This window comes from Bradyrhizobium sp. CCBAU 11386 (assembly GCF_028128955.1).
Taxonomy (GTDB): Bacteria; Pseudomonadota; Alphaproteobacteria; order Rhizobiales; family Xanthobacteraceae; genus Bradyrhizobium.
In genome coordinates this window covers 32,610-55,072 of record NZ_LBKA01000235.1, presented here as the reverse complement: position 1 = coordinate 55,072, position 22,463 = coordinate 32,610, and the positions used below count along the sequence as shown (strand labels likewise).

The window sequence follows — 22,463 nt, the reverse complement described above, 5'->3', positions numbered from 1 at the left end:
CCTTCGGTACCGCGAGCTGTCACGACCTGGCCCGTCTGTGCGGGGGAGGCGTGGAGAGCAGTTTAACCCTGCCAGGGCCGGCCCCTTATGAGACTTTCGGCTCAATCGACCCGAACCGAGGCTGCCCCCCGTCAAGAGACAGAACGGTCGGCCATCGCGCCGGGCGGTCGTGTCACGAATGAACGGAAAGGACCTCTCGGGCGTTGTGTGGGTCCCCAACGAGGAGCCCATCATGCAGAACATCGCAGAGCATATGGAAGTCATCGGCGCCGACGGCGTCCACATCGGAACTGTCGACCGTATCGAGGGCAACCGCATCAAGCTGACCAGGAAGGACAGCGGCGAGGGCAGCCACAGGGGCCATCATCACTTCATCGACAAGGGCCTCGTCGCCGACGTCGAAGGCAACAAGGTCCGGCTCTCGGCCAAGGCGGCGGTGGCCGTGACGATGGAAGAGGAAAAGTAGCGCCCGCCGTGGCTCGTTCCTGATCCGTACCGCTATCCGCCGCCCTGCACGTTCCGGTAGCCTCGGCCTCCGTCGCGTATCGTAAGGTGCAAGGAATGGCGGAGCCGGGCCGGCCGGTACGGTCCCAAGGTATTGCGGGGGGGATCGCGGGGACTTGGCCCGCCGGCCGAGCTGCTCCGGCCGGCGGCTTTGTGCCGGCGGGCTTTGGCGCCTGGCCCGCGCTCGCCGGGACGCTGCGCGAATGGATGCGCGCCGAGGCCGGTGCCGGGCGGCTGTTGCCCTGGGTGCCTGTGGCCTTCGGCAGCGGCATCGCGCTTTACTTTGCCGCCGATCACGAGCCGGTGCTTTGGGTCGTCGCCGCAACGGCGGTCGGGCTCACGCTCGCGGCCGTCCTGCTGCGGCGAAGCCGGATGTTCGCACCGGCCATCATGATCGCGGCGGTCGCGGCCGGCTTTGCCATGGCGACCTGGAAGACGGCGCGCATCGGCCACACCGTGCTGGCCAAGCCGCTCTATTCGGTGTCGCTGTCGGGCTTCGTCGAGACCCGCGACATCCGCGAGCGCACCGACCGCTTTGTGCTGCGTGTCACGGCGATGGAGGCGCAGCGGAGCGACGTCAAGCTGGAGCGCGTGCGCCTCTCGGTGCGCAAGGGGACGGCGCCCGAGGTCGGCAGCTTCGTGCAGTTGAAGGCGCGGCTGATGCCGCCGATCACGCCGGTGCGCCCCGGCAGCTACGATTTCTCGCGCGACATGTTTTTCCAGGGCATCGGCGCCTCCGGCTTCGTGATGGGGGCGATCACGGCGGCAGTGCCGCCCGATGCCGGTGGCTTGCGGCTGCGCTATGCCGCCTTCATGCAGGGCCTGCGCGATGCGATCGACGCGCGCATCCGCGCAACACTCGAAGGTGACAATCGCGCGATCGCGACGGCGCTGCTGACGGGGCGTCGCGACGCGATCACCACGCCCATCAATGACGCCATGTTCATTTCAGGGCTCGGCCATGTGCTCTCGATCTCCGGTTATCACATGGCGGTGGTCGCCGGCGTCGTGTTCTTCGCGGTCCGCGCGCTGCTCGCTCTGATTCCGGGACTGGCGGTCGGCTTCCCCATCAAGAAATGGTCCGCGGCTGCGGCGCTGGTTGCCGCCGCGTTCTATCTGCTGCTCTCGGGCGCGGAGGTCGCGACGCAACGCTCGTTCTTCATGACCGCCGTGGTGCTGATCGCCGTCATGGTCGACCGCCGCGCCATCACGTTCCGTACCCTGGCTGTGGCGGCGCTGATCGTGCTCGCGGTCGCGCCGGAAGCGCTGGTGCATCCGAGCTTCCAGATGTCGTTTGCGGCAACGCTGGGACTCGTTGCGCTGGTGCAGATCGGCATGCCGAATCTGTTCGCTTCGCCCGATCATTCGGCGACCGCGCGCATCGCGATGTGGGGCGGCCGCGAGATCGCGATGCTGTTTCTGGCCTCGCTAATCGCGGGGCTTGCGACCACGCCCTATGCCGCCTTCCATTTCCATCGCGTCACGCCCTACGGCGTGCTCGCCAATCTCGGCGCGATGCCGGTGGTCTCTGCGCTGGTGATGCCTGCGGGACTGCTCGGATTGCTCGCGGCGCCGTTCGGGCTCGACGGCGTGTTCTGGTGGCTGATGGGGATCGGCATCGACTGGATGGTCGCGGTCTCGCGCTGGGTGGCGGCATTGCCGGGCGCCGTCGGCCGCATCCCGGCTTTCGGCATCGCGCCGCTGATCGCGGCCAGCCTGGGGATCGTCGTGATGGGCCTGCTGCGCACGCCCCTGCGCTGGTCCGGCGCGCTGGTGCTGCTGGTGGCGATCCTCTGGGGGCTGTCGGGGCGGCAGCCGGATATCCTGATCGCCGGGGACGGCCAGAGCGTCGCGGTGCGGGGCAGGGACGGGCGCCTGCAAATGATCCGGGCCAGCAAGGACGGCTTTCTGCTGAAGGAGTGGCTCGCTGCCGACGCCGATCCGCGCGATGCCGCTAGTCCCTCGCTCGCCGCCGGCGTGTCGTGCGACGAGGCCGGCTGCGTGACGCCGCTCGCCGACGGGCGCCTGGTCGCGCTGGCCTTGCGCATCGAAGCGCTGGCGGACGATTGCAGCCGCGCCGCGCTGGTGGTGACGGCGCGGCCGGCGCCAGCGGATTGTGCGGCGATGGTGGTCGACCGGCAGCGTCTCGCCGCGCAAGGCGCGCTCGCGCTGACACAGCGAGGCGACGGCTTTGTCGTTCAGGCGGTGAAAGCGAGAGGCACCGACCGCCCGTGGTCGCCGGCGACCGCCGGCGAGGGGGATTTCGGTACGAGCCTTGCGCCGCAGGCGGCGGCTCCCCGCAGCCGGGACGCGACACCGTCCGAGGCGGACATGCAGGCCGAGGATTGAACGGAACGGCTACAGGTACCAGGCCAGCACGGCGTCGAGCCCAGCACTCCCGATCACCGGCAGGGCCACCATTTGGCTCAGTCCAGACGCGCGAGCCTCTGCGGCCGCGACCGAATGGTCATGCGCGAGATCGTCGTTGAGCGCGGGCATGCCGGTGGCCCAGGCTCCGCCGATGCTGCCGTCACCCCTGGCGATGGATTTGTCCACATAGAGCGCGGCGAGGTCGGTCTGCGCGCTGCAATCGCCGGCGCGAAAGACCAGTGCTGAGCGGGCTTCGTTCGGCACCCAGATCTCGAAGCGCCGCGCAATTGGCGTCGCCTGCGCGGAGAGGAAAGTCAGCACCCAGGTCTGGTCGGCGCCGGTCCGGTAGGGCACGCCGACGCCGAGATTGATCCCGACTTCGGCGGCCTCTTCCCAGCGCAGAAAACTTTTGGCGTTGTGCAGATCCTTGATGATCAGCGGCAGGTCCGCTTTCCAGGTGCGTCCGGGCAGGCCGAAGCCGCGCGGAAACCTGGTGTGGCGGGAGTTGAATTCGAACATGTCGGCGGTGCCGTAGTAGCCGTCGACGAGCCCCATCTCGTGGGAGATATCGGGATCATTGTGCCAGAGCTCGATCGCGCCGACATGCGCCTCGTCGTCGCCGCAGAACAGCACCATCACGGCCTGCAAAAATTCGCCTGAAAACACCGGGACCGCCACGCCGCAGGTGAGGCCGGCCGCGAGCGCCTGATCGGTCCGCTTGAAATAGGAGTTGGCGAATTTGGTGAGGATCACGGGATGGCCGCTGGCCCAGGCCTTGCCGGGAAGGCCCTCGTCGTATCCGAAGCGCAAGTTCTCGCTCACGGCCTTGAACGCGGACAGCCCTTCGCCATAGAGACCGCCGCCGAATTCCAGCCGCATGCGCGTCCGGTCGGGCACCCAGAGTTCAACGACGCGAATGAAGGTTTTCATCGACCGTGCCCGCCGCCTCAAGCCATTGACAGCATCGGCGATCTGGCCGCGGAACGGACGTTCAAAATTCAGGCAGCGCCGCGCAAACTTCGTGCGACGGGGAGGCGCGGGGGGATCTCGGCGAATTGGATTCTCAGGACACAAACCATCCCGTCTCGCCGGCCACGGCCGGCGATGGCGATTTCAATCCTGGCCCCGACCCGTGAGCCGGGGTAGGTACGTCAGCCGATCGGCAGGCGGGTGATGGTCGGCCGACCATCGGCGATCACCTGCGGCTTGTGTTCACGCTCGCCGACGGGCTGGGTCACCGGCAACTGCAGCACGGTCGCGCGCTGGCCTTCGACGAGCTGCGTCACCAGTACGTATTTGCCGTCGGGGAATTCGATCGCGTCGTGATGGCGATCGGGAATGTGCGGATCGATCTTGCCGAACTTGCCGACACGGGAATTGATGGTGCGCGTCCAGATCCATCGATTGTCGTAGCGGACGTTGTCGGCGAAGGCGAGCTCCGTCCCCGGCAGCAGGCAGACTGCGACGGACATGTCGGCCTCGGAGGCGAAGCCGCGCGTCGAGGTGCCTCGGAAGGTGGTCGTGACGATCGTCTCGCCGACTTCTGCGGGACGCGTCGCGACGGCATGCAGGCTGTAGTCACACATCGGGTGCTCCTCATTCAGGGATAGCGACCCGCGCCTCCTTCGGAGGCACAGGCCTCTATCAGAGTGGAAGCATGTTAGCGTCTTCTCGGTTGTAGGCAAATCTGCGGCTTGGGTTCGCAGGCTGCCATCACAATATCTTTTTCAAATGCACGAGGAACAAAGTCCGCTCTCGCGCATTTGGCGTGCGTCTCCGTCAGCGACCAGCAGGTGCCGACCAGCCCGAATATTGCCAGGCGGGTTGCGACGGCTGCGCGACGGCATTGCGGGCATTGCGCAATTGCTCGCTCGTCGTCGTCTGCGCTGCCTTGCGGACAGGGTGTAACTGTGCGGCGAAGGCTTGCGACGCCGATGCTGCGATCAGCGCCATCGTGACGGCGCTCAAAACGATCTTGCGCATGATGGTCTCCTCGATCTCCAGCGCCGCGAAGCGATGAGGGCTTCGTGCGGCGTGCCGAGGATGTAGCGCTGGAGAAGGGGCCGGATAATCTGTGCAAAACCAGAAAGACTATCCAGCCGGAACGGACAATCGTCCGCTCCAATCGTCAACGCGCGGGTCGCCAACCGGCGGCCGCGCTCAGTACTTGCGGTACAGGCCGATCAGCTTGCCCTGAATCTTCACCCGGTTGGGCGGCAGGATGCGGACCTCATAGGCCGCATTGGCGGGCTCGAGCGCGATCGAGGCACCGCGGCGGCGGAAGCGCTTCAGCGTCGCTTCCTCGTCGTCGATCAGCGCCACCACGATGTCGCCGGTGTCGGCGCTCTCGTTGCGCTGGATCAGCGCCATGTCGCCGTCGAGGATGCCGGCTTCGACCATCGAGTCGCCGCGCACTTCGAGCGCGTAGTGCTCGCCCGAACCGAGCATGTCAGGCGGTACGCTGATGGTGTGGCTGCGGGTCTGCAGCGCTTCGATCGGTGTGCCGGCCGCGATGCGGCCCATCACCGGCACCGCGACGGGGCGCTCGCCCTCGTCTACGGGCGCGCTGGAGCCCGCTCGCACCTTGCCGAGATTGCCCTCGATGACGCTCGGCGTGAAGCCACGGCGGCTGCCGGCGGCGGCCTGGAGCTCGGGCAGCTTGATCACCTCGATCGCGCGGGCCCGGTTGGGCAGACGCCGGATGAAGCCGCGCTCCTCCAATGCGGTGATCAGGCGATGGATGCCTGACTTCGAGCGCAGGTCGAGCGCGTCCTTCATCTCGTCGAAGGAGGGCGGCACGCCGCTTTCCTTCAAACGCTCGCTGATGAATCGCAGAAGCTCGTATTGTTTGCGCGTTAACATCTCGACCAAATCCCCCGGTTGATGTCGTTCGATTCCGAGACGGTGAATTCAGCGGCGAGCCGCCAGATGCTCGAAACAAATCATGAACGGACACTATATGTTCGATATGTGTTCCGCAACTGCTTAATTTACCGTGAACGCGACAAAGTTCGCGGAACGCGCATGACCAGCGGGTTCAGGCGGGCAGTCGCAGCACCTCGCAAGGCGTGCCGGCCTCGGCCTTGGGCGCGAACGGCGCGCGCACGAGAAGTGCCTGTGCCGCAGCGAGATTCGCAAGCAGTGAGGAATCCTGATGATCGACGGGAAGGGCGACAAGCGTGCCGTCGTCGCGCCGCTCCAGACGTGCGCGCAGATAATCTTCGCGCTGGTCATTGGCACCGATGTCGCGGCCGAGCACGGCGCGCTCGCGACGGTGGTGAATCACGGCGCGGCCCGACAGAGCGCGAATCAACGGCACCATGAACAGGAAGGCGCACACATAGGACGACACGGGATTGCCGGGCAGGCCGATCACACCCATCGCTCCTAACCGGCCGTGCATCATCGGCTTGCCCGGCCGCATCGCGATCTTCCAGAACGCCATCGCGATGCCTTCATCCCTCAGCGCCTGCTGAACCAGATCGTGGTCGCCGACCGAGGCGCCGCCGGTCGTAATCAGGATATCGGCGCCGCTCTCGCGGGCGCGGCGGATGCCGGCGGTGGTGGCCTCCAGCGTATCAGCGGCAACACCGAGATCGATGGTATCTGCGCCCTCCTGGCGGGCGAGCGCGTGCAGGGCGTAGCCGTTGGAATAGACGATCTGGCCGGGACCCGGTGTGGCGCCAGGCATCACCAGTTCGTCGCCGGTGGCGAGGATCGCGACCTTCGGACGGCGTCGGATGGGGAGGTGCGGGTGATTCATCCCGGCCGCGAGCGCGAGGTCGCGCTCGGTGAGCCGGGTTCCCTTGCGCAGGAGCACGTCGCCCTCGGAGAAGTCGACGCCGGCGGGGCGGATGTGCCGCCCCGTGACGGCGGCTTGCTTGATCGTGATGCGCCTGCCCTCGGCGACCGTGTCCTCTTGGATCACGACCGCGTCCGCGCCGGCCGGAACGACGCCGCCGGTGAAGATTCGCATCGCTTCGCCGACGCCGACCGATCCCGCAAACGGCCGGCCCGCCGCGACCTCGCCGATCACGGTGAGCTGTGCGTCGACCTTGGCCGCATCGGCCGCGCGCACGGCGTAGCCGTCCATCGCCGACATCGCCTCCGGCGGCTGCGTACGCCGCGCCGCGACGTCGCGCGCGAGCACGCGGTGGTAGGCCTCATCGAGTGGAATCATCTCTTCAGGCAACGGCTCCACGCCGGCCAGCACTGCGGCGAGCGCGTCAGAAACCGGCATCAAGGCCACGGGGAAGACTCCTGCTGGGCACGTTCGGACGAATGAACGGCGAACGTTCTATCCGAGTGCGGGCGCAGAGGCAAAACAGCGACGAAGCAGGATAATTCATCCCGTCGCTCGGCCGCTCTTCTATGGAGAACGCCAAGTGCGGCGCGGCATAACCCTGACGATCAGAAAGACCGGTACGAGTATGGCCATGGCAGGACGACAATTGACGAGAGCCACGGCCAGTATCGGTCAACGACCGGTCTGCTGGTCCGGACGGGCGTCCGGCGCCACGTCGGGAGCTTTGGGGCCTTGATCCTTGTCGGGCAGCGGATCGGCCTGGGATTTCAGGTCGGCGGCCTTGCTGATCAGCTTGGCGGAAAGGTCAGAATCCGACGTCGTTCTGGCGAATTCGAGCAGAAGAGAGGCCTGTTTGGTGAGATAGGTCTTGCCCAACACGATGATGCGTCCGTCCGTAGAAGTCCCAACGGACTCAAGAGTCCGGAAGCGGGCATTCCGTTCCCGGAACTCTGTATAAAAATGTACAAAGTGATTTGGTTCCTCATCTCGGGCGAGATCGGTTCCGCGGAACTCCCCGGTTTCACCCGCCGGCCGGTGTATCTCGATCAGATTCCCAGCGCTTTGAGCGCATCGCCGACGTCGCGGGGCGAGGTCACATGCACCGCGGTCAATCCGCGCGCCCGCGCGCCCTCGACGTTTTCGGCGAGGTCGTCGAAGAACACGATGCGCCTGGCGGGCACGCCGATGGCCGCCACGACATGGTCGAAGGCCGCCGCGTCCGGCTTGCGCAGGCCGATGCTGGACGACAGATAAAGCTCGCGGAAATGGCCGAGCAGGCCGGCATACTCCTTCGAGAAATGGTCCACATGCGGCCGGTTGGTGTTGGAGAAGGCGTAGAGCGGCATCCGCTTCGCCGCACGCTGCAATAGCTCCGCGATATCAGGCATCTCGCCCGCGAAGATCGCGTTCCAGCCCTCGAGGAATTGCGCATCCGAGATGCCGATCCCGAGCGAGGCGCGCAGCGAGGCGAAATAGTCCTCGTCGCTGATCTTGCCGACCTCGTGCAGCCGATAGGCCTCGCTGTCGCGCACATAGCGGGCAACGATCGCCTCCGGCTTGCAGCCGGCATGTCCCGCCCAGCAGGCGATCGCCTTGGAGAAATCGATGTCGAGCACGACGCGCCCGAGATCGAACAAAAGCGCATCTGCGCTGCCGGGAGAGAGCGAGGTCATTGCATCCTTTCAGATCAGTATCGGTAAGGTTCGTGGTCGAACAGCGGGAACGCGCTGAACACGCTCGGCGCATTCGTTGCAGTTGCCTGATGCAGGCAGGACTTGTTGACCTCGGCGAACGAGGTGGCGCCCAACAGGCCGAGGCAGCGCAGCACCTCGTCCTCCAGAAGCTCCAGCATCCGCGTCACGCCGGCTTCGCCGGCCGCCGCCAGCGCCCAGCATTGCAACCGGCCGATGCCGACAAGGTCGGCGCCCGCCGCAATCGCCTTGACGATGTCGGTGCCACGGCCGAAGCCGCCGTCGACCATGATCTTGGCGCGGCCCTTCACGGCCTCGACGATTTCCGGCAGCATATGCATGGCGCCGCGGCCGTGATCGAGCTGGCGGCCGCCATGGTTCGAGACGTAGATCCATTCGACGCCGTGATCGATCGCGATCAGCGCGTCCTCGGCGGTGGCGATACCTTTGAGGATCAGCGGAACCTTGAACTTGTCCTTGATCATCTTCACGGTCCGCCACTCCAGGCCCTTCTGGAAATCGCCGCCGGTGGCGCGCAGGCGGCTCTCGCGAACGTAGCGCTTGGCGATGTCACGTTCGCGACGGCTGTAATGGGCGGTGTCGACGGTCAGGCAGAAGGCGGCGTAGGCGTGCTTCTCCGCCCGGCTGACGACATCGGCGACGAAGGCGTCGTCGCCGCGCACATAGAGCTGGAACAGGCGCAGCGCATCGGGAGCGGCCTCGGCGGTCTTCTCCAGGCCGGGCTCGGACACCGAGCTCAGCATGTGCGCAGCACCGAAGGTGCCGGCGGCACGGGCGACGCTCGCCGCGCCATCCGGGTCGAAGATCTCGAGCGCGCCGACCGGCGCGAGCACCACCGGCAGGCGCATCCTGCGGCCGAACTGTTCGACGGAGCCATCGACCTTGCGCACGTCGCGCAGCACCCGCGGGCGGAACGCGATCTCGTCCAGCGCCATCCGGTTGCGGCGCATCGTGGTCTCGGTCTCGGCGGCGCCGACGATATAGTCCCAGGCATTCTGGTTGAGGTTGGCGCGCGCCTTCCGGATGAATTCGTGCAGATTCTGGAACGGCTCGCCGCTGGCGCCGAGTTCGACGTTCCTTTCCGGCCGGATGCGGGGTGCTTCGTTCATTATTATCCTCCCGAGAATTTGAAGCCTTGTTTCATCGCCTAACCCGTCCAGCTCTCCAAAACCATCCTAAAATCGCATAGCTGCGGGGCGTGGGTCGATCGACGGTTGCCGATTTGCGCGAAACGGTTTCGGAACGTTGCCAAAAGTTTAGGTCCGGGCGAAGGGATTTTTGCGGCGGACCCGCCGGCGTGGCAGCCCGGCCTTGAAGAAACCAGAATGGTATTGTGAGAAGCGGGCTGGATCGCCATTTGCATGGCGCCTCCCAAGCCCCAAGAGAACCGCTAAAGCAAGAAGGCCAGCCTATCCATGCGGAAAACCCTGCTGTTCCCCCTGGGCGCGCTCACCGGAGCGTGTTTGACCCTTCTGGTAGCCAGTCCGCACGGCGGCGTGTGGGCGGCACGGGCGGCAGCGAGCGCGGATGATGCCTATTCCCAGCTCAATTTGTTCGGCGAAGTCTTCGAGCGCGTGAAGGCGAGCTATGTCGAGAAGCCCGACAATGCCAAGCTGATCGAAGGCGCGATCACCGGCATGGTGACCTCGCTCGATCCGCATTCGCGCTACATGAACGACAAGGCCTGGACCGAGATGCAGGAGACCACCTCCGGCGAGTTCGGCGGGCTCGGCATCGAGGTCACGATGGAGGAGGGCCTGGTCAAGGTTGTCTCGCCGATCGACGACACGCCGGCGTCCAAGGCCGGCATCATGTCCGGCGACCTCATCAGCAAGATCGATGGCGATGCCGTGCAGGGCATGACGCTCGAGCAGGCCGTCAACAAGATGAAGGGCCCGGTCGACACCAAGACCAAGCTCACGATCGTGCGCAAGGGCGCCGACGCGCCGCTCGACATTGCGATCACTCGCGAGATCATCCATGTGCGGCCCGTCCGCTTCCACGTCGAGAACGGCGACATCGGCTATATCCGCGTCACCTCGTTCAATGAGCAGACCACCGATGGCCTGAAGAAGGCGATCGCGGCGATCTCCAGGGAGATCCCGCAGGAGAAGCTCGCGGGCTATGTGATGGACCTGCGCAACAATCCGGGCGGCTTGCTCGACCAAGCCGTGTCGGTGTCGAGCGCGTTTCTTCAGCGCGGCGAGGTGGTCTCGACCCGTGGACGCAGTCCGGAAGAAACCCAGCGCTTCACCGCGCATGGCGGCGACCTGACCAAGGGCAAGCCGCTGGTCGTCCTGATCAACGGTGGCTCGGCCTCGGCTTCCGAGATCGTGTCCGGCGCGCTGCATGACCACAAGCGCGCGACCCTGATCGGCACGCGCTCGTTCGGCAAGGGCTCGGTGCAGACCATCATTCCGCTCGGCGCCGGCAATGGCGCGCTGGCGCTGACCACGGCGCGCTACTACACGCCGTCGGGCCGCTCGATCCAGGCCCAGGGCATTGCGCCCGATATCGAGATCCTCCAGGACGTGCCGCCCGAGCTGAAGGGCCGGATGGATACCATGGCGGAGTCCCAGATGCGCGGCCATCTGTCGGCCTCCGACGGCACCGAGCAGACGGGATCGCAGTCCTACGTCCCGCCGGAAGAGAAGGACGACAAGGCCCTGCACGCGGCCTACGACTTCCTGCATGGCGTCACCGCGAATGCGGTCGCCGCGAAGCCCGCGCCGAAGGCTGCGGTGCCGAACTAAACGTCGCGATGCCCAGATTCGCCCGGGAGTGGATGACCGCTCCCGGGCGAATTCGTTCTGGGACGCCGTTTCAGCTCGGGTTCATGGCGGCAAAAGTCGCCTCGTAGCGGCCGTCCCGCTTGGCCCAGCGGCGGGCGCGGTCGCGTTCGACCAGCACTTCGTCGCGGGGATGAACCCGCAGCTCCAGCAATTGCATGACCTCCGCGACATACGCGTCGAGCGGCATGGCGCGTGCGTCGCTCGCTTGGGGGCAGTGATCCCGCATCTTCGCGAGCGGCGGGATCACCGTCCGATCGTCATTGCTGCTTCTTCGGACCCGTGTGATGCGGGACTTCGGTCTTCGGTCCGCCGCCGTAGTGGTGGCTGCCGCCAGATCCGCTGGTCGTCCCGCCGTCGCTCTCTTTCTTGCCCATATGGTGAGGGACCTCGGTCTTCGGTCCGCCCGAGTAGTGATGGCCGTTCTTCTCATCGGTCGTGTTCGTCTGCGCCATGGCGGGCAACGCAACGAACGACATGATCGCGGCGGCGACGATCAGCTTGCGGTGACTCATTCTGGTTTCTCCTGTTGATCTCTTCGAGTTGGCGTCAATCAAGTCCCGGTGGCTCGATCGAGCAGCAACCAAACCCGGAGCTTGATTGTGTGGGTTGAGCAAGATCAAATGTCGACGCGCGCACTCGCGTGCGTCGTTGCGCGGATCGTCGTGTTGCCGCAGGCGACGAGAAACGTCGATCTTCTTACAGAAAAAAATTCTCGCCGCTGCGAGAAATCGCAGGTCGCGCGCAATGCCCTCGATCATGCCGAGAGATGTCGTGGCCGATGACTCTTCCGGTTGAGGACGACGGACGCCTCGATTCATTACGCGATTGAATCACAAAAAGATTTGGCTGGTGCGTCGATCGAGTTTGATGTCCGTCAAACCGGCATCAATGACGCAACCTAGCGTGCCGCGCGAATGAGCGGCGACACGGTTGCGATCCGACGAAAAGTTGACCGCAGAGATGGAGAACGCACCGTTGACTGACGAGACCATTCGCGCCCCCAGTCGGCCCTTGCAAGTTGCGTTTCTCTTGCACCGCCGGTTGTGGGAGACGATCACGATCAGGTCGGCGTTGGTCAAGCCACGGCGCGATGTGCGCCTGGATCTGTTTCGCGGTCTGGCGAACTGGCTGATCTTTCTCGGGCACATTCCGGATTCTGCGCTCGCCTGGTTCACGACGCGAAACTACGGCTTCAGCGATGGCGCCGATCTGTTCGTGCTGATATCCGGATACACCGCGACGTTCGTATTCGGCTCGATGATGATGGAGCGTGGCTTCGTCATCGGCGCAACCCGGCTGCTGCGGCGGGTGTGGCAGCTCTATGTCGCTCACCTGCTGTTGTTCCTGGTCTATCTCACGGCCGTGCATTACCTCGCGCATAGGTTCGACGACCTTCACCTGATGGATCAGTTCAACGTCGCGCCGCTGATGGACTTTCCCGTCGAGACGCTCTCGCAAGGCCTGGTCCTCAAGTTCAAGCCGCTCAATCTCGACGTTCTGCCGCTCTACATCGTGCTGATGGCCGCGTTTCCCGTCGTGCTCTGGTTCATGCTGCGTTGGCGCAATGCAGTGATGATCGGCTCGCTCGGTCTCTATCTGGCCGCCCGACATTACGAATTGAATCTGCCGTCCTATCCGGCCGGAGTCTGGTATTTCAATCCGTTCGCCTGGCAGCTGCTTTTCGTATTCGGAGCCTGGCTGGCGTTGGGAGGGGCGGCGGCAAGCCGCTGGCTGCTGTCGTCCCGCACGCTGCTCGTCTTCAGTAGCGGCTTCCTGATCCTTGCGCTCGCGATGACGCTGGCGGAACGAATTCCGGGACTGCGGGACTACGTTCCCGAGGGGCTCGCCGCCGTCTTCATTCCAAACGACAAGACCAATCTGGGTCCTTATCGCGTCATCCATCTGGCGAGCCTTGTGTTCATCGTGGTCTCGCTCATTCCGATCGACTGGCCCGGTCTGAAGTCGCCGGTGCTCCAGCCCTTGATCAGATGCGGTCAGCAGTCGCTGTCCGTGTTCTGTGTCGGCCTCTTTCTGTCGTTCGTCGCGCATTTCGTGCTCGAGTCCGGATCCGAGGGGTTATGGGCCCAGCTGCTGGTCGGTGCCGCCGGCCTGTGGATCATGACGATCGTCGCCTACTACCGGACGTGGTCGAAGGGCATCGACAGGAGCCGCTCGACCGAGGAGGGCGGCGGATGATGACGTCCGGGCTGATCTTCACCGAAGAGATCCGCGGCCTCATTCTGCACGGCCTGCATTGGGCCGCCTCGACCATCGAGCTGCTCGGCGTGGTGGTCATCGTCTGCGGAGTACTTGCTGCAACGGTCTGGTCGTTGAACGAGATGCGGCGCGGTGCGCCAGCCGACGCATTTCGTTCCTATCGCGCCAATCTTGGTCGCGGCATCCTGCTTGGCCTCGAATTCCTGATTGCCGCCGACATCATCGGAATGGTCGCGATCGTGCCGTCGTTCGACCGGCTCGGCATCCTGGCACTGATCATCGTGATCCGTACGTTCCTGAGCTTCTCGCTCCAGATTGAAATCGAGGGGCGATGGCCGTGGCGAAGGCATGACAGGGAGGTGAGCGATGCAGCCCGCGGCGGCCTTTGACGCCTCCCTGCGTAAGAGTTGCCTGCGCATCGCGTCTATATGGCCTGACCCGCCCCACGCTGTCCTCATCGCCGACCTCGATGAGCAGATGACCACCCAAATCAACACCCGGAGAATGACCATGAACCGTTCGAGAAAATTCGTCGTGAGTGCAGCCGCCTTTGCCGTCCTCGCCCTGGGGCCGGTTGGGCTGTCGCCCGCAATCGCAGCCGGTCTTACCCGGACCGCGATGATGGATGACGACAAGATGTCGAAGATGCCGGCCCCGTCGGATTCCAGCGGCAAGATGAACATGGGCCAGCCAGCGGGTCAGCCGCAGAACATGAGCGGCGATCGGATGAACGACGACAAGATGAAGATGCCGCCGCAAAGCCAGATGCGGGACTGCCAGGGCGCCGGCTGTCAGGAGAGCTCCGGCATGATGCAGATGATGCAAATGATGGAGAAGATGATGCGCGGCCAGATGAGTTCGTCGGGCAGCAGCGGTGCGATGAGTGGCCCGGTGGATGTGACAGAGCGGATCGAGGGGCGGATCGCCTTCCTGAAGGCCGAGCTGCAGATCAGCGACAAGCAGGCCGCCGACTGGAACGGTGTCGCCGACGCCTTGCGTTCGAGCCGGCAGCACCTGCTGGAAGCGCGCAAGATGCTCGCGATGGATGACAGGTCGGGAAGCGCCGACCGTCTGGAGCATTACGAGCGGCATTTGTCCGAGCGTCTGGAGGCCATCAAATCGGCCCGCCTGGCCTTCACGCGGCTCTACGCGTCGTTGAACGAGAGCCAGAAACAGACCGCAGACACGATCCTGCTGCCTCTGATTGCATCGTTCTGAGCTCTGCAATCGAGAGCGAGATCATGTTCGGTCTGCCCCTTCGATGTCGAGCCGGCCTGTCTGCGCTCGTCGTCCTGACGAGCCAGCTTGTTGCGAATGCCGCGCTCGCATCGGACTTCGGCCTCGGCCGCGCGCATCCGACAGGGCAGGTCGTTCAGCGTTGGGAGCTGGCGCAGGCAGAGGACGACCACGCCGCACATCATCCCGCAGCGTCCGGCTCCGCAGGCGGTGCGGCCGATGTGCCGCCCAGCGGCGCCACCCCGGGGATGATGGGTGGAATGGACGGCATGATGGGCCGGCCGCGCAAGGAGTTCTACCCGGCACTGATGGACATGCCGGCGCTGTCCGCCGAGCAGCGGAGCAGGCTGGAGGTCCAGGCGCGCGAGCGGATCAGCGCAGAGGCCGATCGCCTGGCGGGTGCCGAGACGGATCTGCGGCACGCCATTGCCGGAGGCGATATCGTCGCGGCAGATCAGGCGTCGCGGCGGCTTCGCGAGTCCCTGAACGCGGTTCAGAGCGGCGTGGTCGCGCTGCGTTCGCTGCACGAGGGCAAGCCGCCGCAGCAGATCGCGCAGGCGTGGTTCAAATCGCAGATGAACCTCCTGCCTCAGCGAGGCGCCATGGATGGCGATGACGGCCCATCGGGAGTCTCCTGGTTTCACGTCACGACCATGGCGCTGCTGGTGCTGTTCTCGCTCACGCTGCTTGCCGTCTATGTCGCGCGCATGCGCCGGGCGAATGCGCTGGTCGATCGGCTGACGCGTGCTGCGGCCGTTCCGGCTGTTGCTGCGGCCATCCCATCCGCGACGGCCGTCAGCTCGCCGGACGAGAAGGCCGCGGTGACACCTGCGCAACAGACAAATCGCGGTACTGCGCGAGTCGAACCGGGCCGCTCCTGGAAGGGCAGGCTGAAGATCTGCGCGATCTATCAGGAGACGCCGAACGTGAAGACCTTCCGTCTGCAAGCACCGGACGGCGGCGCGATTCCGTTTGCGTTCCTGCCGGGGCAGTTCCTGACCTATGCCATCGAGATCGACGGAAAGACGGTCAGGCGCTCCTACACGATCGCGTCGTCGGCGGCCCAGACCGCCTATGTCGAGACCACGATCAAGCGCGAAGATGGCGGGCTTCTTTCCGACTACATGCATGGCCACCTCAAGGCGGGAGACCTCATCGAGGTTGCAGGCCCCTCCGGTGCCTTCACGTTCACCGGCACGGAAGCCGATAGCGTCGTCCTGATCGGTGGCGGTGTCGGCATCACGCCGCTGATGGCAGCGATCCGATATCTCTCGGATATTGCATGGCCCGGCCAGATCTACCTCGTCTATGGCGCGCAGACGACCGAGCAGTTCATTTTCCGGGACGAGCTGGAATATCTTCAACGCAGGATGAACAATCTGCACGTCGCGGCCACGATGGTGCGGGCCGCGGGCACGTCGTGGATGGGAAGCGAGGGGCAGATCACGGCCGAGTTCCTGACGCAGGCTGTGCCTGATCTCACCAGACGACGCGTTCACTTGTGCGGTCCGCCCGGAATGATGGACGCGCTCAGGAAGACGTTGATCGGGCTCGGCGTGCCCCGCGAGCAGATCAAGACGGAGGCCTTCGGGCCCGCCCGCGGAGCCGTCCCACCTCCCGGCAAGGACGGCGCCGAAGCGCCGATGCCGGGAGTTGAAGCGGGCAATCAAGGGGACGCGGTGGCCGGTCCTGCAACGGCCACCATTCGCTTTGCGAGATCCGGCAAGGTCGTGGCGCTGCCTCCGGACAAGAGCGTCCTGGAGGTGGCCGAGAGCGCGGGCGTTTCGATCGACTATTCCTGTAGGGCTGGGGTCTGCGGCGTCTGCAAGACGCATCTGCTGCAAGGAAACGTCACGATGGAAGTCCAGGACGCCCTGACTGCAGACGACAAGGCGAACGGTCTGATCCTGGCCTGCCAGGCGAGATCGGTCGGAGATCTGGTCGTCGAGGCCTGACATGATGGATCGGAGAGGGCGCCTGATCGCCGACGTCGCTCTGGCGGCCCTGTTGTTGCTGGTGCCGGCGTTCCTGCTGCACTCCGATAGCCGGTTCGCAGGAAGCCTCGCCGGCTTTGCCCTCGGGGCCGGCGCAGCCGTGCTGATGATTCTTCTTCTCGTCTATCCGATGACGAAATACAGCGCGGGTCTGAAGGCCCTGGTCACGCGATGCGTGTCGATGCCGACGCTCCTGGCGTTTCACGCCTATGCCGGAACCGTCGCGGCATTTTTCGCGCTTCTGCACACGGGGCACAAGTTTCAAAGTCCGCTCGGGATCGCCCTGGTGACCAGCATGCTGATCGTTGTCGTCACCGGATTTGTCGGGCGCTACTACCTGCCGCAAACCGCGATGGAGCTCCGCCAGCAGCAGTCGCATCTGGCGACCTTGAGGTCGGCCTATGAGCACATTGCGTCGGCTATGTCGTCGCCCGATCGGGTGGTGCGTGACGGGACCGCCGTGCCTGCACCGGCGTTGTGGAATGTACCCCTGCTGCAGCTCGTCGATGGCATTTCCGATCTCGAATCGGCGATCGGATCGAGTGAAGCAATCAAGAAGATATTCCTGCAATGGATCGGGCTGCATGTCATGGCGGCGATCGTCATGTATGCGCTGCTCGCGGTGCATGTGGCGGCCGAAGTCCACTACGGGCTGCGGTGGCTCGCGTGACGATCAAGGGCGTGCTCTACGCCGTGATCGCGACACTGGCCGTCGCAAGCGTGGCCGTCGTGTCGATCGCTCTGTATCGGGGCGGCTCCGAGGTCGTTCCAGGGTGGGCAAAATTTGTGACGCCCGGGCCACTTTCCGGGAAGCATGCATTTCTGTCCGACAGATGCGAGAGCTGCCATACGCCAGTCAAGGGCGTCGATGCGGCGGCCTGCATCTCCTGCCATGCGCCTTCCGCCGGGGATCTCGCAAAGCAGTCGACGGCCTTTCATGCCACGGCGGGCAGTCAATGTTCCGGCTGCCATCTCGAGCACATGGGTGAACTGCGGCCGATCAGGATGGACCACGCGTCACTGCTTCAAGTCGCAACGTCTGCCTCCGGCAGGAAGTTGTTTGACCGGGCCGCGGCCGATCAACTGACTGCGGACCTGAAGGAGTTTCTCGGCCTGCCAAAGTCAGGCCGGCGGGAAAGGGCGGAGCTCGATTGCGCCAGCTGCCACAGCAACCGGGAGCCGCACCGCGAATTGTTTGGACGGAACTGCGCGGAGTGCCATGGGCTCGCGTCCTGGAAGATCGTCGGTTTCCTGCACCCCTCGCCAACGTCGAGGGACTGCGCCCAATGCCATCAGGCGCCGCCGAGCCACTACATGGGCCACTTCGTCATGATGGATCGGATGATCACGGGTCAGGAGCACGCATCGGTCGATCAATGCTTTCTGTGTCACAGAACCGACTCGTTCAACGACATCAAGGGCGCCGGCTGGATGAAGCATCATTGACTGGCTTGGTCGTGCGACGGAGATGGATGCCGCATATTACAGGGCTCGACGAAAAAAATCGGAGGCTGATTTCGCGCCGCATCGCGCGGCCGGATAGGGATGTCGAGCCCGGAACTCCCGCACAGCGGACGACGCTCATTGTCGCTCTTGCATTGTCGATGCCGGGCGTGTCGTTTTCTGTTGGCCGTCCCTGCAACCAGAGCTATATGTTCCGGACCAAGGCAGTGGGTGCACAGATGATTGGCTTGAGAAAGCCAAGGCGAAGGTGGTGGGGATGGCTTGTCGCCATCGCTTATCTGCTTGCGTCGATGACGCCGTCGCTTGCGATCTCGACCGCTCTGGATGCATCGATTCAGTGCGAGCATCCGGCCGATCAGCCCGCGCATGCGCACGCGCACGATGAAGGTGCCGGATCGACGGTGCATTCGCATGACGTTGCGATGGCCGGGGATTGTGACGACGATCAGGACCGGCCTGGCGATCGGCATGCCACCTGCTGCGGCTCGGTGCTGTGCTTCAGCGCCGTGTCGCCTCAAGCGCCCGCGGTTGCGGAGTTTGTCGTGCCGCGCGCGCGCTGTGAGGCGGAGCCTGATGTGATCGGCGACGAAGGTGCGTTCCGTCGTCACTACCGGCCCCCCATCGTCTGAGATAGCTCCCGAAGATCGAACTGCGTCGCTCCAGGTTTGAGCGCGGATCGACACGTCTGCGAGGAGCGCTATGCCCCAGCGGATGATGGCGGTGCGCGCCAAGACCTCGCACATGGCGAAGCGACAGGACCGGTCTCGGTTGTTGCTCGCGCGCTGCGTGTTGAGTGGAAGAACGCCGACATGGCGATCGCCGGCTTGCGGAAGGCGAGGTCACCGCGCGAACGCCGCTGGAGCGGTGATCTCTCGCGACCCTTGTTCGGGGCCTGCTGCATCCGCGGATCGAAGTCGTGCCGGATTTGACGCGTTTCCGCTCCAACGAAGCGATCTACCGAATGTCATGCAAGGACGATGCGTCATGAAATCGCCGAACGAGAGTCTGCCGGAGCGGACAGCCGGTCCCTTGGATGTGCAGGACGCAGTCGTTCGTGCCGCCCTCGTCGGCAGTTACGATCGCCTCCGCAGCTATCTACAGCGACGCTTTGGCGGGAAGGCGGAAGCGGAGGAGGTGCTCCAGGCGTTCATGTTGCGCGCGCTGGAGCGGTCCGGCGACATTCGTGATGCGGACTCGGTTCGAGGCTGGTTGAGCAGGGTCCTGGCGACCACCATCGCCGACTTTCACCGTCAGACGTCAAAGAGCAGAACGCGAGAGATGCCGTTCCCGCATGAGCTCAACGAGCGTCTCGCGGCCGATCAGGATCCCGCGGCGAATGCCGCGGTCTGCGAGTGCCTTCATACCCATCTATCCCTGCTGAAGCCGGAACATGCCGAAGTCATCAGAAGGGTGGATCTCGCCGGTGAGCCGCGGGAGCTGGTTGCAGCCGATCTGGGCGTGACCGTCAACAACCTGACCGTTCGCCTTCATCGCGCCCGACACGCCCTGAAGGAGCGTCTTGAGCAGACCTGCGTTGTGTGTTTGGAGGAAAGCTTCTGGGAATGCCGCTGCGCCGACAACCGAGGTCCGACCTAGCCCGCCTCGCGGCGGCGGCCCTCGTTGCCGTCGCGCTGGGCGAGCCGGCTGCGATGCAGTGCGAACAGCTCCAGCACCTTGCCGGCCGGCTTTGCGGCGCTGAACAGATAGCCCTGCATCTCGGAGCAGCCGAGCGTGCGGAGCAGGCGCCGCTGCTCCTCGGTCTCGACGCCCTCGGCGGTGGTGGTCATGCGGCGGGCGGCCGCCAGATTGACGACGGCCTGGACGATGCTGGCGGAGCCGTCGGGGCCGGCGATGTCGTTGACGAAGCAGCGGTCGATCTTGATCTTGTCGAACGGGAAGCGGTGCAGGTAGCTCAGCGAGGAGTAGCCGGTGCCGAAATCGTCGAGCGCGATGCGCACGCCGATGGCGCGGAGCTGGTGCAGGATCGCCAGCGCGGTGTCGTCGTCGCGGATCAGCACCGCCTCGGTGATCTCGAGCTCGAGCCGGCTCGCCGGCAGGTTGGAGGCGGCGAGCGCCGCCATGATCTTCAGCGCCAGCGTGCCGCTCTTGAACTGCACCGGCGAGACGTTGACGGCGAGACGGATGTCGTCGGGCCAGCTTGCGGCGTCGCGGCAGGCGGTCGCCAGCACCCATTCGCCGATCTCGTTGATCAGGCCGGTGTCCTCCGCGATCGGGATGAATTCGGCCGGCGAGACCATGCCGCGCTCGGGATGGCGCCAGCGCACCAGCGCCTCGCAGCCGGTGATGCGATCGTCCTTCAGGCCGAGGCAGGGCTGGTAATAGACCTCGAGGCCGTCATGGGCGATGGCGTGGCGCAGGTCGATCTCGAGCTGCCGCCGCTCGCGGACCTTGGCGTCCATTTCCGGCTCGAAGAAGCGATAGGTGCGGCGTCCGGCGGATTTGGCGGCGTACATCGCCAGGTCCGCGTTCTTCAGGATCTGGTCCAGGGCGGTCCCGTGACCCGGCGCCAGCGCGATGCCGATGCTGGCGTCGGTGGTGAGGTGGTGGCCCATGCAGTCGAAGGGAGCGCGGATGGTCTCGAAAACCCGGGCGACGAGATCGTTGACCTGGTCCGGCGACGTCACGGCGCTCTGCACGATGGCAAATTCGTCGCCGCCGAGTCGCGCCACGAAATCCGCCGGGCCCGCGCAGCGGCTGAGGCTCGTTGCGACCGATTTCAGGAGCTCATCGCCGACGAGGTGGCCGAGCGCGTCGTTGACGCCCTTGAACTCGTCGATGTCGATGTAATGCACCGCGATCTCTTCGCCGTCGGCGATGGCGGCCAGCTCCTGCCGCAGATGCTCGTGGAACATGGCGCGGTTGGGCAGGTCGGTCAGCGCGTCGTAATGGGCGAGGTGGGTGATGCGCTCCTCGATGCGCCGGCGCTCGGTGATGTCCTCGTGCGTCGCCACCCAGCCGCCGTCCGCGAGCGGTTCGTTGAGGATGTGGATCGAGCGCCCGTCGGCGGTGTTGACCACCATGGGGTTGCGCGTGTGGATGTCGCCCAGCACGCGCGCGACATAGTCGTCGACGTCGCCGGTGAACGAGCCGGTCGCCCTGCGGTGGGCGATGATGTCGTGGAAGCTGGAGCCGGGCTTCACCACCTCGGGGGACAGGCCGTACATCTCGATATAGCGTTCGTTGCACACCACGAGCCGCTGCTCGGCGTCGAACAGCAGCAGGCCCTGGGTCATGTTGTTGACGGCGCGGTCGAGACGCAGCTTTTCCAGCGTCAGCCGTTCCCGCGAGAGGCGGTGTTGCTCCAGAAGCTTGCGCACGATCGCGATCAGCACGCCGGCGATGGCGAGCGCGGAAGAGGCGGCGACCGAGATCAGGATGCCGATCTGCTCGCGCCAGTCCGTCAGGGCCGCCGCGCGCGTCGCGGTGGCCATCATCAGGATCGGGAAGTGGGGCAGGGCGTGCGAGGAGATCAGGCGGTCCTCGCCGTCGACGGGGCTGATGAAGCGTCCGGCAAAATGGTCGAGGCTGAAGACTCTCTGCTGCGCGAACGGGCCGTTCCTGAAGTTCCGCCCCATCGACTCGCCGGAATGCGGGTAGCGGGCGAGCAGCGTGCCGTCACGATGCAGCATCGAGATTGTCGCGCCTTCGCCGAGCACGACGGACTCGAAGAACTTCTCGAAATTGGCCGGCTCGATGCCGCGTCCGACCACGCCCATGAACTCGCCGTTCGGGCCGACGATCTTGCGGACGATCAGGATGGTCCATGCGCCCGAAATGCGACTATGCAGCGGCTCGATCAGGACGTCGGGTGCATTGGGGGCGTATCGGAAGGTGCGGAAATAGGCGCGATCGGCGACGTTGACCTTCGGAGCCGGCCACGCCGTCGACGAGTTGATCAGGTTGCCTTCGGCATCGATGACGTTAACGCCGCCCATGTAGGGAAGCGCCTCGATCTTCGAGCGCAGCAGACGGTGGATGTCCTGGCCGGAAAGGCGCTTGCGATAGTCTTCCGCGCTGGCGATGCCGATCGCGCGGACGTGGTCGACAAAGTCCTTCTGGATGACCGCGAAATCCTGCAATTGCTGATCGAAATGATGGGCGAGCATCAGCACGGTGTTTTCGAGCTCGCGGCCGGAGTTGCGCAGCGCGCGCTCGCGGAAGTTCTGCGCCATCAGGACCGCGCCGACGGCGATCGCGGCGATCAGCAGCGTGCCGCCCACGACCAGCCAGCGGATCGGTCCGCTGCGCACGAAGGCCTGGTCAAAGAGGCGACTGCCGTATTTCGTCATCATGTGGATCGTTGCCGCACACACGCCAGGATCAATTCCTGATCCTCATAACATCCGTC

The 22,463-nt window shown here is 65.0% G+C and carries 23 protein-coding genes; 11 read left to right on the top strand and 12 right to left on the bottom strand.

Features of this window, described 5'->3' with window-relative positions; all coding sequences use genetic code 11:
- Nucleotides 1-232: 232 nt before the first annotated feature.
- Both XI09_RS24205 and XI09_RS24200 read left to right on the top strand, forming a co-directional pair.
- Nucleotides 233-466 carry a DUF2171 domain-containing protein gene (locus tag XI09_RS24205; RefSeq protein WP_092184168.1) on the top strand — a complete coding sequence of 78 codons (234 nt, stop codon included), beginning with the start codon at nucleotides 233-235 and terminating at the stop codon, nucleotides 464-466.
- Nucleotides 467-561: 95 nt separating this feature from the next.
- Nucleotides 562-2,853 carry a ComEC/Rec2 family competence protein gene (locus tag XI09_RS24200; RefSeq protein WP_271569090.1) on the top strand — a complete coding sequence of 764 codons (2,292 nt, stop codon included), beginning with the start codon at nucleotides 562-564 and terminating at the stop codon, nucleotides 2,851-2,853.
- A gap of 9 nt (nucleotides 2,854-2,862) precedes the next feature.
- Here XI09_RS24200 and XI09_RS24195 read toward each other — a convergent pair whose 3' ends face one another.
- The 8 genes from XI09_RS24195 to XI09_RS24160 form a co-directional block, all read right to left on the bottom strand.
- On the bottom strand, nucleotides 2,863-3,804 hold the full coding sequence (locus XI09_RS24195; protein WP_271569089.1) for a GAF domain-containing protein: 942 nt from the start codon (nucleotides 3,802-3,804) through the stop codon (nucleotides 2,863-2,865).
- A 221-nt stretch (nucleotides 3,805-4,025) separates the two neighbouring features.
- The gene (locus XI09_RS24190; protein WP_167770886.1) at nucleotides 4,026-4,460 is read right to left on the bottom strand and encodes a hypothetical protein; all 435 of its coding nucleotides are present in this window, start codon (nucleotides 4,458-4,460) and stop codon (nucleotides 4,026-4,028) included.
- A gap of 193 nt (nucleotides 4,461-4,653) precedes the next feature.
- Nucleotides 4,654-4,857 carry a hypothetical protein gene (locus XI09_RS24185; RefSeq protein ID WP_271569088.1) on the bottom strand — a complete coding sequence of 68 codons (204 nt, stop codon included), beginning with the start codon at nucleotides 4,855-4,857 and terminating at the stop codon, nucleotides 4,654-4,656.
- A gap of 177 nt (nucleotides 4,858-5,034) precedes the next feature.
- Entirely contained in the window at nucleotides 5,035-5,736 is a 702-nt protein-coding gene (gene lexA, locus XI09_RS24180) for a transcriptional repressor LexA (RefSeq protein ID WP_271569087.1), read from the bottom strand.
- 175 nt (nucleotides 5,737-5,911) lie between these two features.
- On the bottom strand, nucleotides 5,912-7,123 hold the full coding sequence (locus XI09_RS24175; RefSeq protein WP_271569086.1) for a molybdopterin molybdotransferase MoeA: 1,212 nt from the start codon (nucleotides 7,121-7,123) through the stop codon (nucleotides 5,912-5,914).
- Nucleotides 7,124-7,351: 228 nt separating this feature from the next.
- A complete protein-coding gene (locus XI09_RS24170) occupies nucleotides 7,352-7,558 on the bottom strand; it encodes a hypothetical protein (RefSeq protein ID WP_271569085.1) in 207 nt (68 codons plus the stop codon).
- Between the two features lie 167 nt (nucleotides 7,559-7,725).
- On the bottom strand, nucleotides 7,726-8,352 hold the full coding sequence (locus XI09_RS24165) for an HAD family hydrolase (RefSeq protein WP_271569084.1): 627 nt from the start codon (nucleotides 8,350-8,352) through the stop codon (nucleotides 7,726-7,728).
- Between the two features lie 14 nt (nucleotides 8,353-8,366).
- On the bottom strand, nucleotides 8,367-9,500 hold the full coding sequence (locus XI09_RS24160; RefSeq protein ID WP_271569083.1) for an alpha-hydroxy acid oxidase: 1,134 nt from the start codon (nucleotides 9,498-9,500) through the stop codon (nucleotides 8,367-8,369).
- 306 nt (nucleotides 9,501-9,806) lie between these two features.
- Here XI09_RS24160 and XI09_RS24155 point away from each other — a divergent pair, with 306 nt between their 5' ends.
- The gene (locus tag XI09_RS24155; RefSeq protein ID WP_271569082.1) at nucleotides 9,807-11,144 is read left to right on the top strand and encodes a S41 family peptidase; all 1,338 of its coding nucleotides are present in this window, start codon (nucleotides 9,807-9,809) and stop codon (nucleotides 11,142-11,144) included.
- Nucleotides 11,145-11,214: 70 nt separating this feature from the next.
- On the opposite strand, the gene XI09_RS24150 is transcribed toward XI09_RS24155, so the two are convergent.
- From XI09_RS24150 to XI09_RS24140, 3 genes are all read right to left on the bottom strand, one after another.
- Nucleotides 11,215-11,430 (bottom strand): hypothetical protein, encoded by a 216-nt coding sequence (locus tag XI09_RS24150; RefSeq protein WP_271569081.1) that lies wholly within the window; start codon nucleotides 11,428-11,430, stop codon nucleotides 11,215-11,217.
- Between the two features lie 10 nt (nucleotides 11,431-11,440).
- Entirely contained in the window at nucleotides 11,441-11,941 is a 501-nt protein-coding gene (locus tag XI09_RS45805) for a hypothetical protein (RefSeq protein ID WP_333939131.1), read from the bottom strand.
- Nucleotides 11,942-12,013: 72 nt separating this feature from the next.
- On the bottom strand, nucleotides 12,014-12,262 hold the full coding sequence (locus XI09_RS24140) for a hypothetical protein (protein WP_271569118.1): 249 nt from the start codon (nucleotides 12,260-12,262) through the stop codon (nucleotides 12,014-12,016).
- Here XI09_RS24140 and XI09_RS24135 point away from each other — a divergent pair.
- The 8 genes from XI09_RS24135 (at nucleotide 12,159) to XI09_RS24100 (ending at nucleotide 19,690) form a co-directional block, all read left to right on the top strand.
- Nucleotides 12,159-13,379, top strand: coding sequence for an OpgC domain-containing protein (locus XI09_RS24135; protein ID WP_271569080.1), 1,221 nt, complete (start codon nucleotides 12,159-12,161; stop codon nucleotides 13,377-13,379). The two genes, XI09_RS24140 and XI09_RS24135, sit on opposite strands and share 104 nt — an antisense overlap.
- Nucleotides 13,376-13,789: a DUF1622 domain-containing protein gene (locus XI09_RS24130; protein WP_092181147.1), complete on the top strand. Its 414-nt coding sequence runs from the start codon at nucleotides 13,376-13,378 to the stop codon at nucleotides 13,787-13,789. The genes XI09_RS24135 and XI09_RS24130 overlap by 4 nt, the downstream gene beginning before the upstream one ends.
- Nucleotides 13,767-14,618 (top strand): Spy/CpxP family protein refolding chaperone, encoded by an 852-nt coding sequence (locus tag XI09_RS24125; RefSeq protein ID WP_271569079.1) that lies wholly within the window; start codon nucleotides 13,767-13,769, stop codon nucleotides 14,616-14,618. The genes XI09_RS24130 and XI09_RS24125 overlap by 23 nt, the downstream gene beginning before the upstream one ends.
- Before the next feature lie 23 nt (nucleotides 14,619-14,641).
- Nucleotides 14,642-16,591 (top strand): 2Fe-2S iron-sulfur cluster-binding protein, encoded by a 1,950-nt coding sequence (locus XI09_RS24120; protein ID WP_271569078.1) that lies wholly within the window; start codon nucleotides 14,642-14,644, stop codon nucleotides 16,589-16,591.
- A gap of 1 nt (nucleotide 16,592) precedes the next feature.
- Nucleotides 16,593-17,300 carry an iron reductase gene (locus XI09_RS24115; protein WP_271569077.1) on the top strand — a complete coding sequence of 236 codons (708 nt, stop codon included), beginning with the start codon at nucleotides 16,593-16,595 and terminating at the stop codon, nucleotides 17,298-17,300.
- On the top strand, nucleotides 17,297-18,076 hold the full coding sequence (locus tag XI09_RS24110; RefSeq protein WP_271569076.1) for a class III cytochrome C family protein: 780 nt from the start codon (nucleotides 17,297-17,299) through the stop codon (nucleotides 18,074-18,076). Before XI09_RS24115 ends, XI09_RS24110 begins: the two co-directional genes overlap by 4 nt.
- A 26-nt stretch (nucleotides 18,077-18,102) precedes the next feature.
- Entirely contained in the window at nucleotides 18,103-18,723 is a 621-nt protein-coding gene (locus XI09_RS24105; protein ID WP_271569075.1) for a hypothetical protein, read from the top strand.
- Nucleotides 18,724-19,078: 355 nt separating this feature from the next.
- Nucleotides 19,079-19,690 (top strand): RNA polymerase sigma factor, encoded by a 612-nt coding sequence (locus XI09_RS24100; protein ID WP_271569074.1) that lies wholly within the window; start codon nucleotides 19,079-19,081, stop codon nucleotides 19,688-19,690.
- Here the strand turns inward: XI09_RS24100 and XI09_RS24095 are convergent.
- Nucleotides 19,687-22,407 (bottom strand): bifunctional diguanylate cyclase/phosphodiesterase, encoded by a 2,721-nt coding sequence (locus XI09_RS24095; protein WP_271569115.1) that lies wholly within the window; start codon nucleotides 22,405-22,407, stop codon nucleotides 19,687-19,689. The genes XI09_RS24100 and XI09_RS24095 overlap by 4 nt on opposite strands.
- Nucleotides 22,408-22,463: the final 56 nt, after the last annotated feature.

Bases quoted from the DNA above. Each gene is read 5' to 3' on its own strand.
- XI09_RS24205 (WP_092184168.1), top strand. From the start codon at position 233: ATGCAGAACATCGCAGAGCATATGGAAGTCATCGGCGCCGACGGCGTC.
- XI09_RS24200 (WP_271569090.1), top strand. From the start codon at position 562: ATGGCGGAGCCGGGCCGGCCGGTACGGTCCCAAGGTATTGCGGGGGGG.
- XI09_RS24195 (WP_271569089.1), bottom strand. From the start codon at position 3,804: ATGAAAACCTTCATTCGCGTCGTTGAACTCTGGGTGCCCGACCGGACG.
- XI09_RS24190 (WP_167770886.1), bottom strand. From the start codon at position 4,460: ATGTGTGACTACAGCCTGCATGCCGTCGCGACGCGTCCCGCAGAAGTC.
- XI09_RS24185 (WP_271569088.1), bottom strand. From the start codon at position 4,857: ATGCGCAAGATCGTTTTGAGCGCCGTCACGATGGCGCTGATCGCAGCA.
- lexA (WP_271569087.1), bottom strand. From the start codon at position 5,736: ATGTTAACGCGCAAACAATACGAGCTTCTGCGATTCATCAGCGAGCGT.
- XI09_RS24165 (WP_271569084.1), bottom strand. From the start codon at position 8,352: ATGACCTCGCTCTCTCCCGGCAGCGCAGATGCGCTTTTGTTCGATCTC.
- XI09_RS24160 (WP_271569083.1), bottom strand. From the start codon at position 9,500: ATGAACGAAGCACCCCGCATCCGGCCGGAAAGGAACGTCGAACTCGGC.
- XI09_RS24155 (WP_271569082.1), top strand. From the start codon at position 9,807: ATGCGGAAAACCCTGCTGTTCCCCCTGGGCGCGCTCACCGGAGCGTGT.
- XI09_RS45805 (WP_333939131.1), bottom strand. From the start codon at position 11,941: ATGATCGAGGGCATTGCGCGCGACCTGCGATTTCTCGCAGCGGCGAGA.
- XI09_RS24130 (WP_092181147.1), top strand. From the start codon at position 13,376: ATGATGACGTCCGGGCTGATCTTCACCGAAGAGATCCGCGGCCTCATT.
- XI09_RS24125 (WP_271569079.1), top strand. From the start codon at position 13,767: ATGCAGCCCGCGGCGGCCTTTGACGCCTCCCTGCGTAAGAGTTGCCTG.
- XI09_RS24120 (WP_271569078.1), top strand. From the start codon at position 14,642: ATGTTCGGTCTGCCCCTTCGATGTCGAGCCGGCCTGTCTGCGCTCGTC.
- XI09_RS24115 (WP_271569077.1), top strand. From the start codon at position 16,593: ATGATGGATCGGAGAGGGCGCCTGATCGCCGACGTCGCTCTGGCGGCC.
- XI09_RS24105 (WP_271569075.1), top strand. From the start codon at position 18,103: ATGCCGCATATTACAGGGCTCGACGAAAAAAATCGGAGGCTGATTTCG.
- XI09_RS24100 (WP_271569074.1), top strand. From the start codon at position 19,079: ATGAAATCGCCGAACGAGAGTCTGCCGGAGCGGACAGCCGGTCCCTTG.
- XI09_RS24095 (WP_271569115.1), bottom strand. From the start codon at position 22,407: ATGATGACGAAATACGGCAGTCGCCTCTTTGACCAGGCCTTCGTGCGC.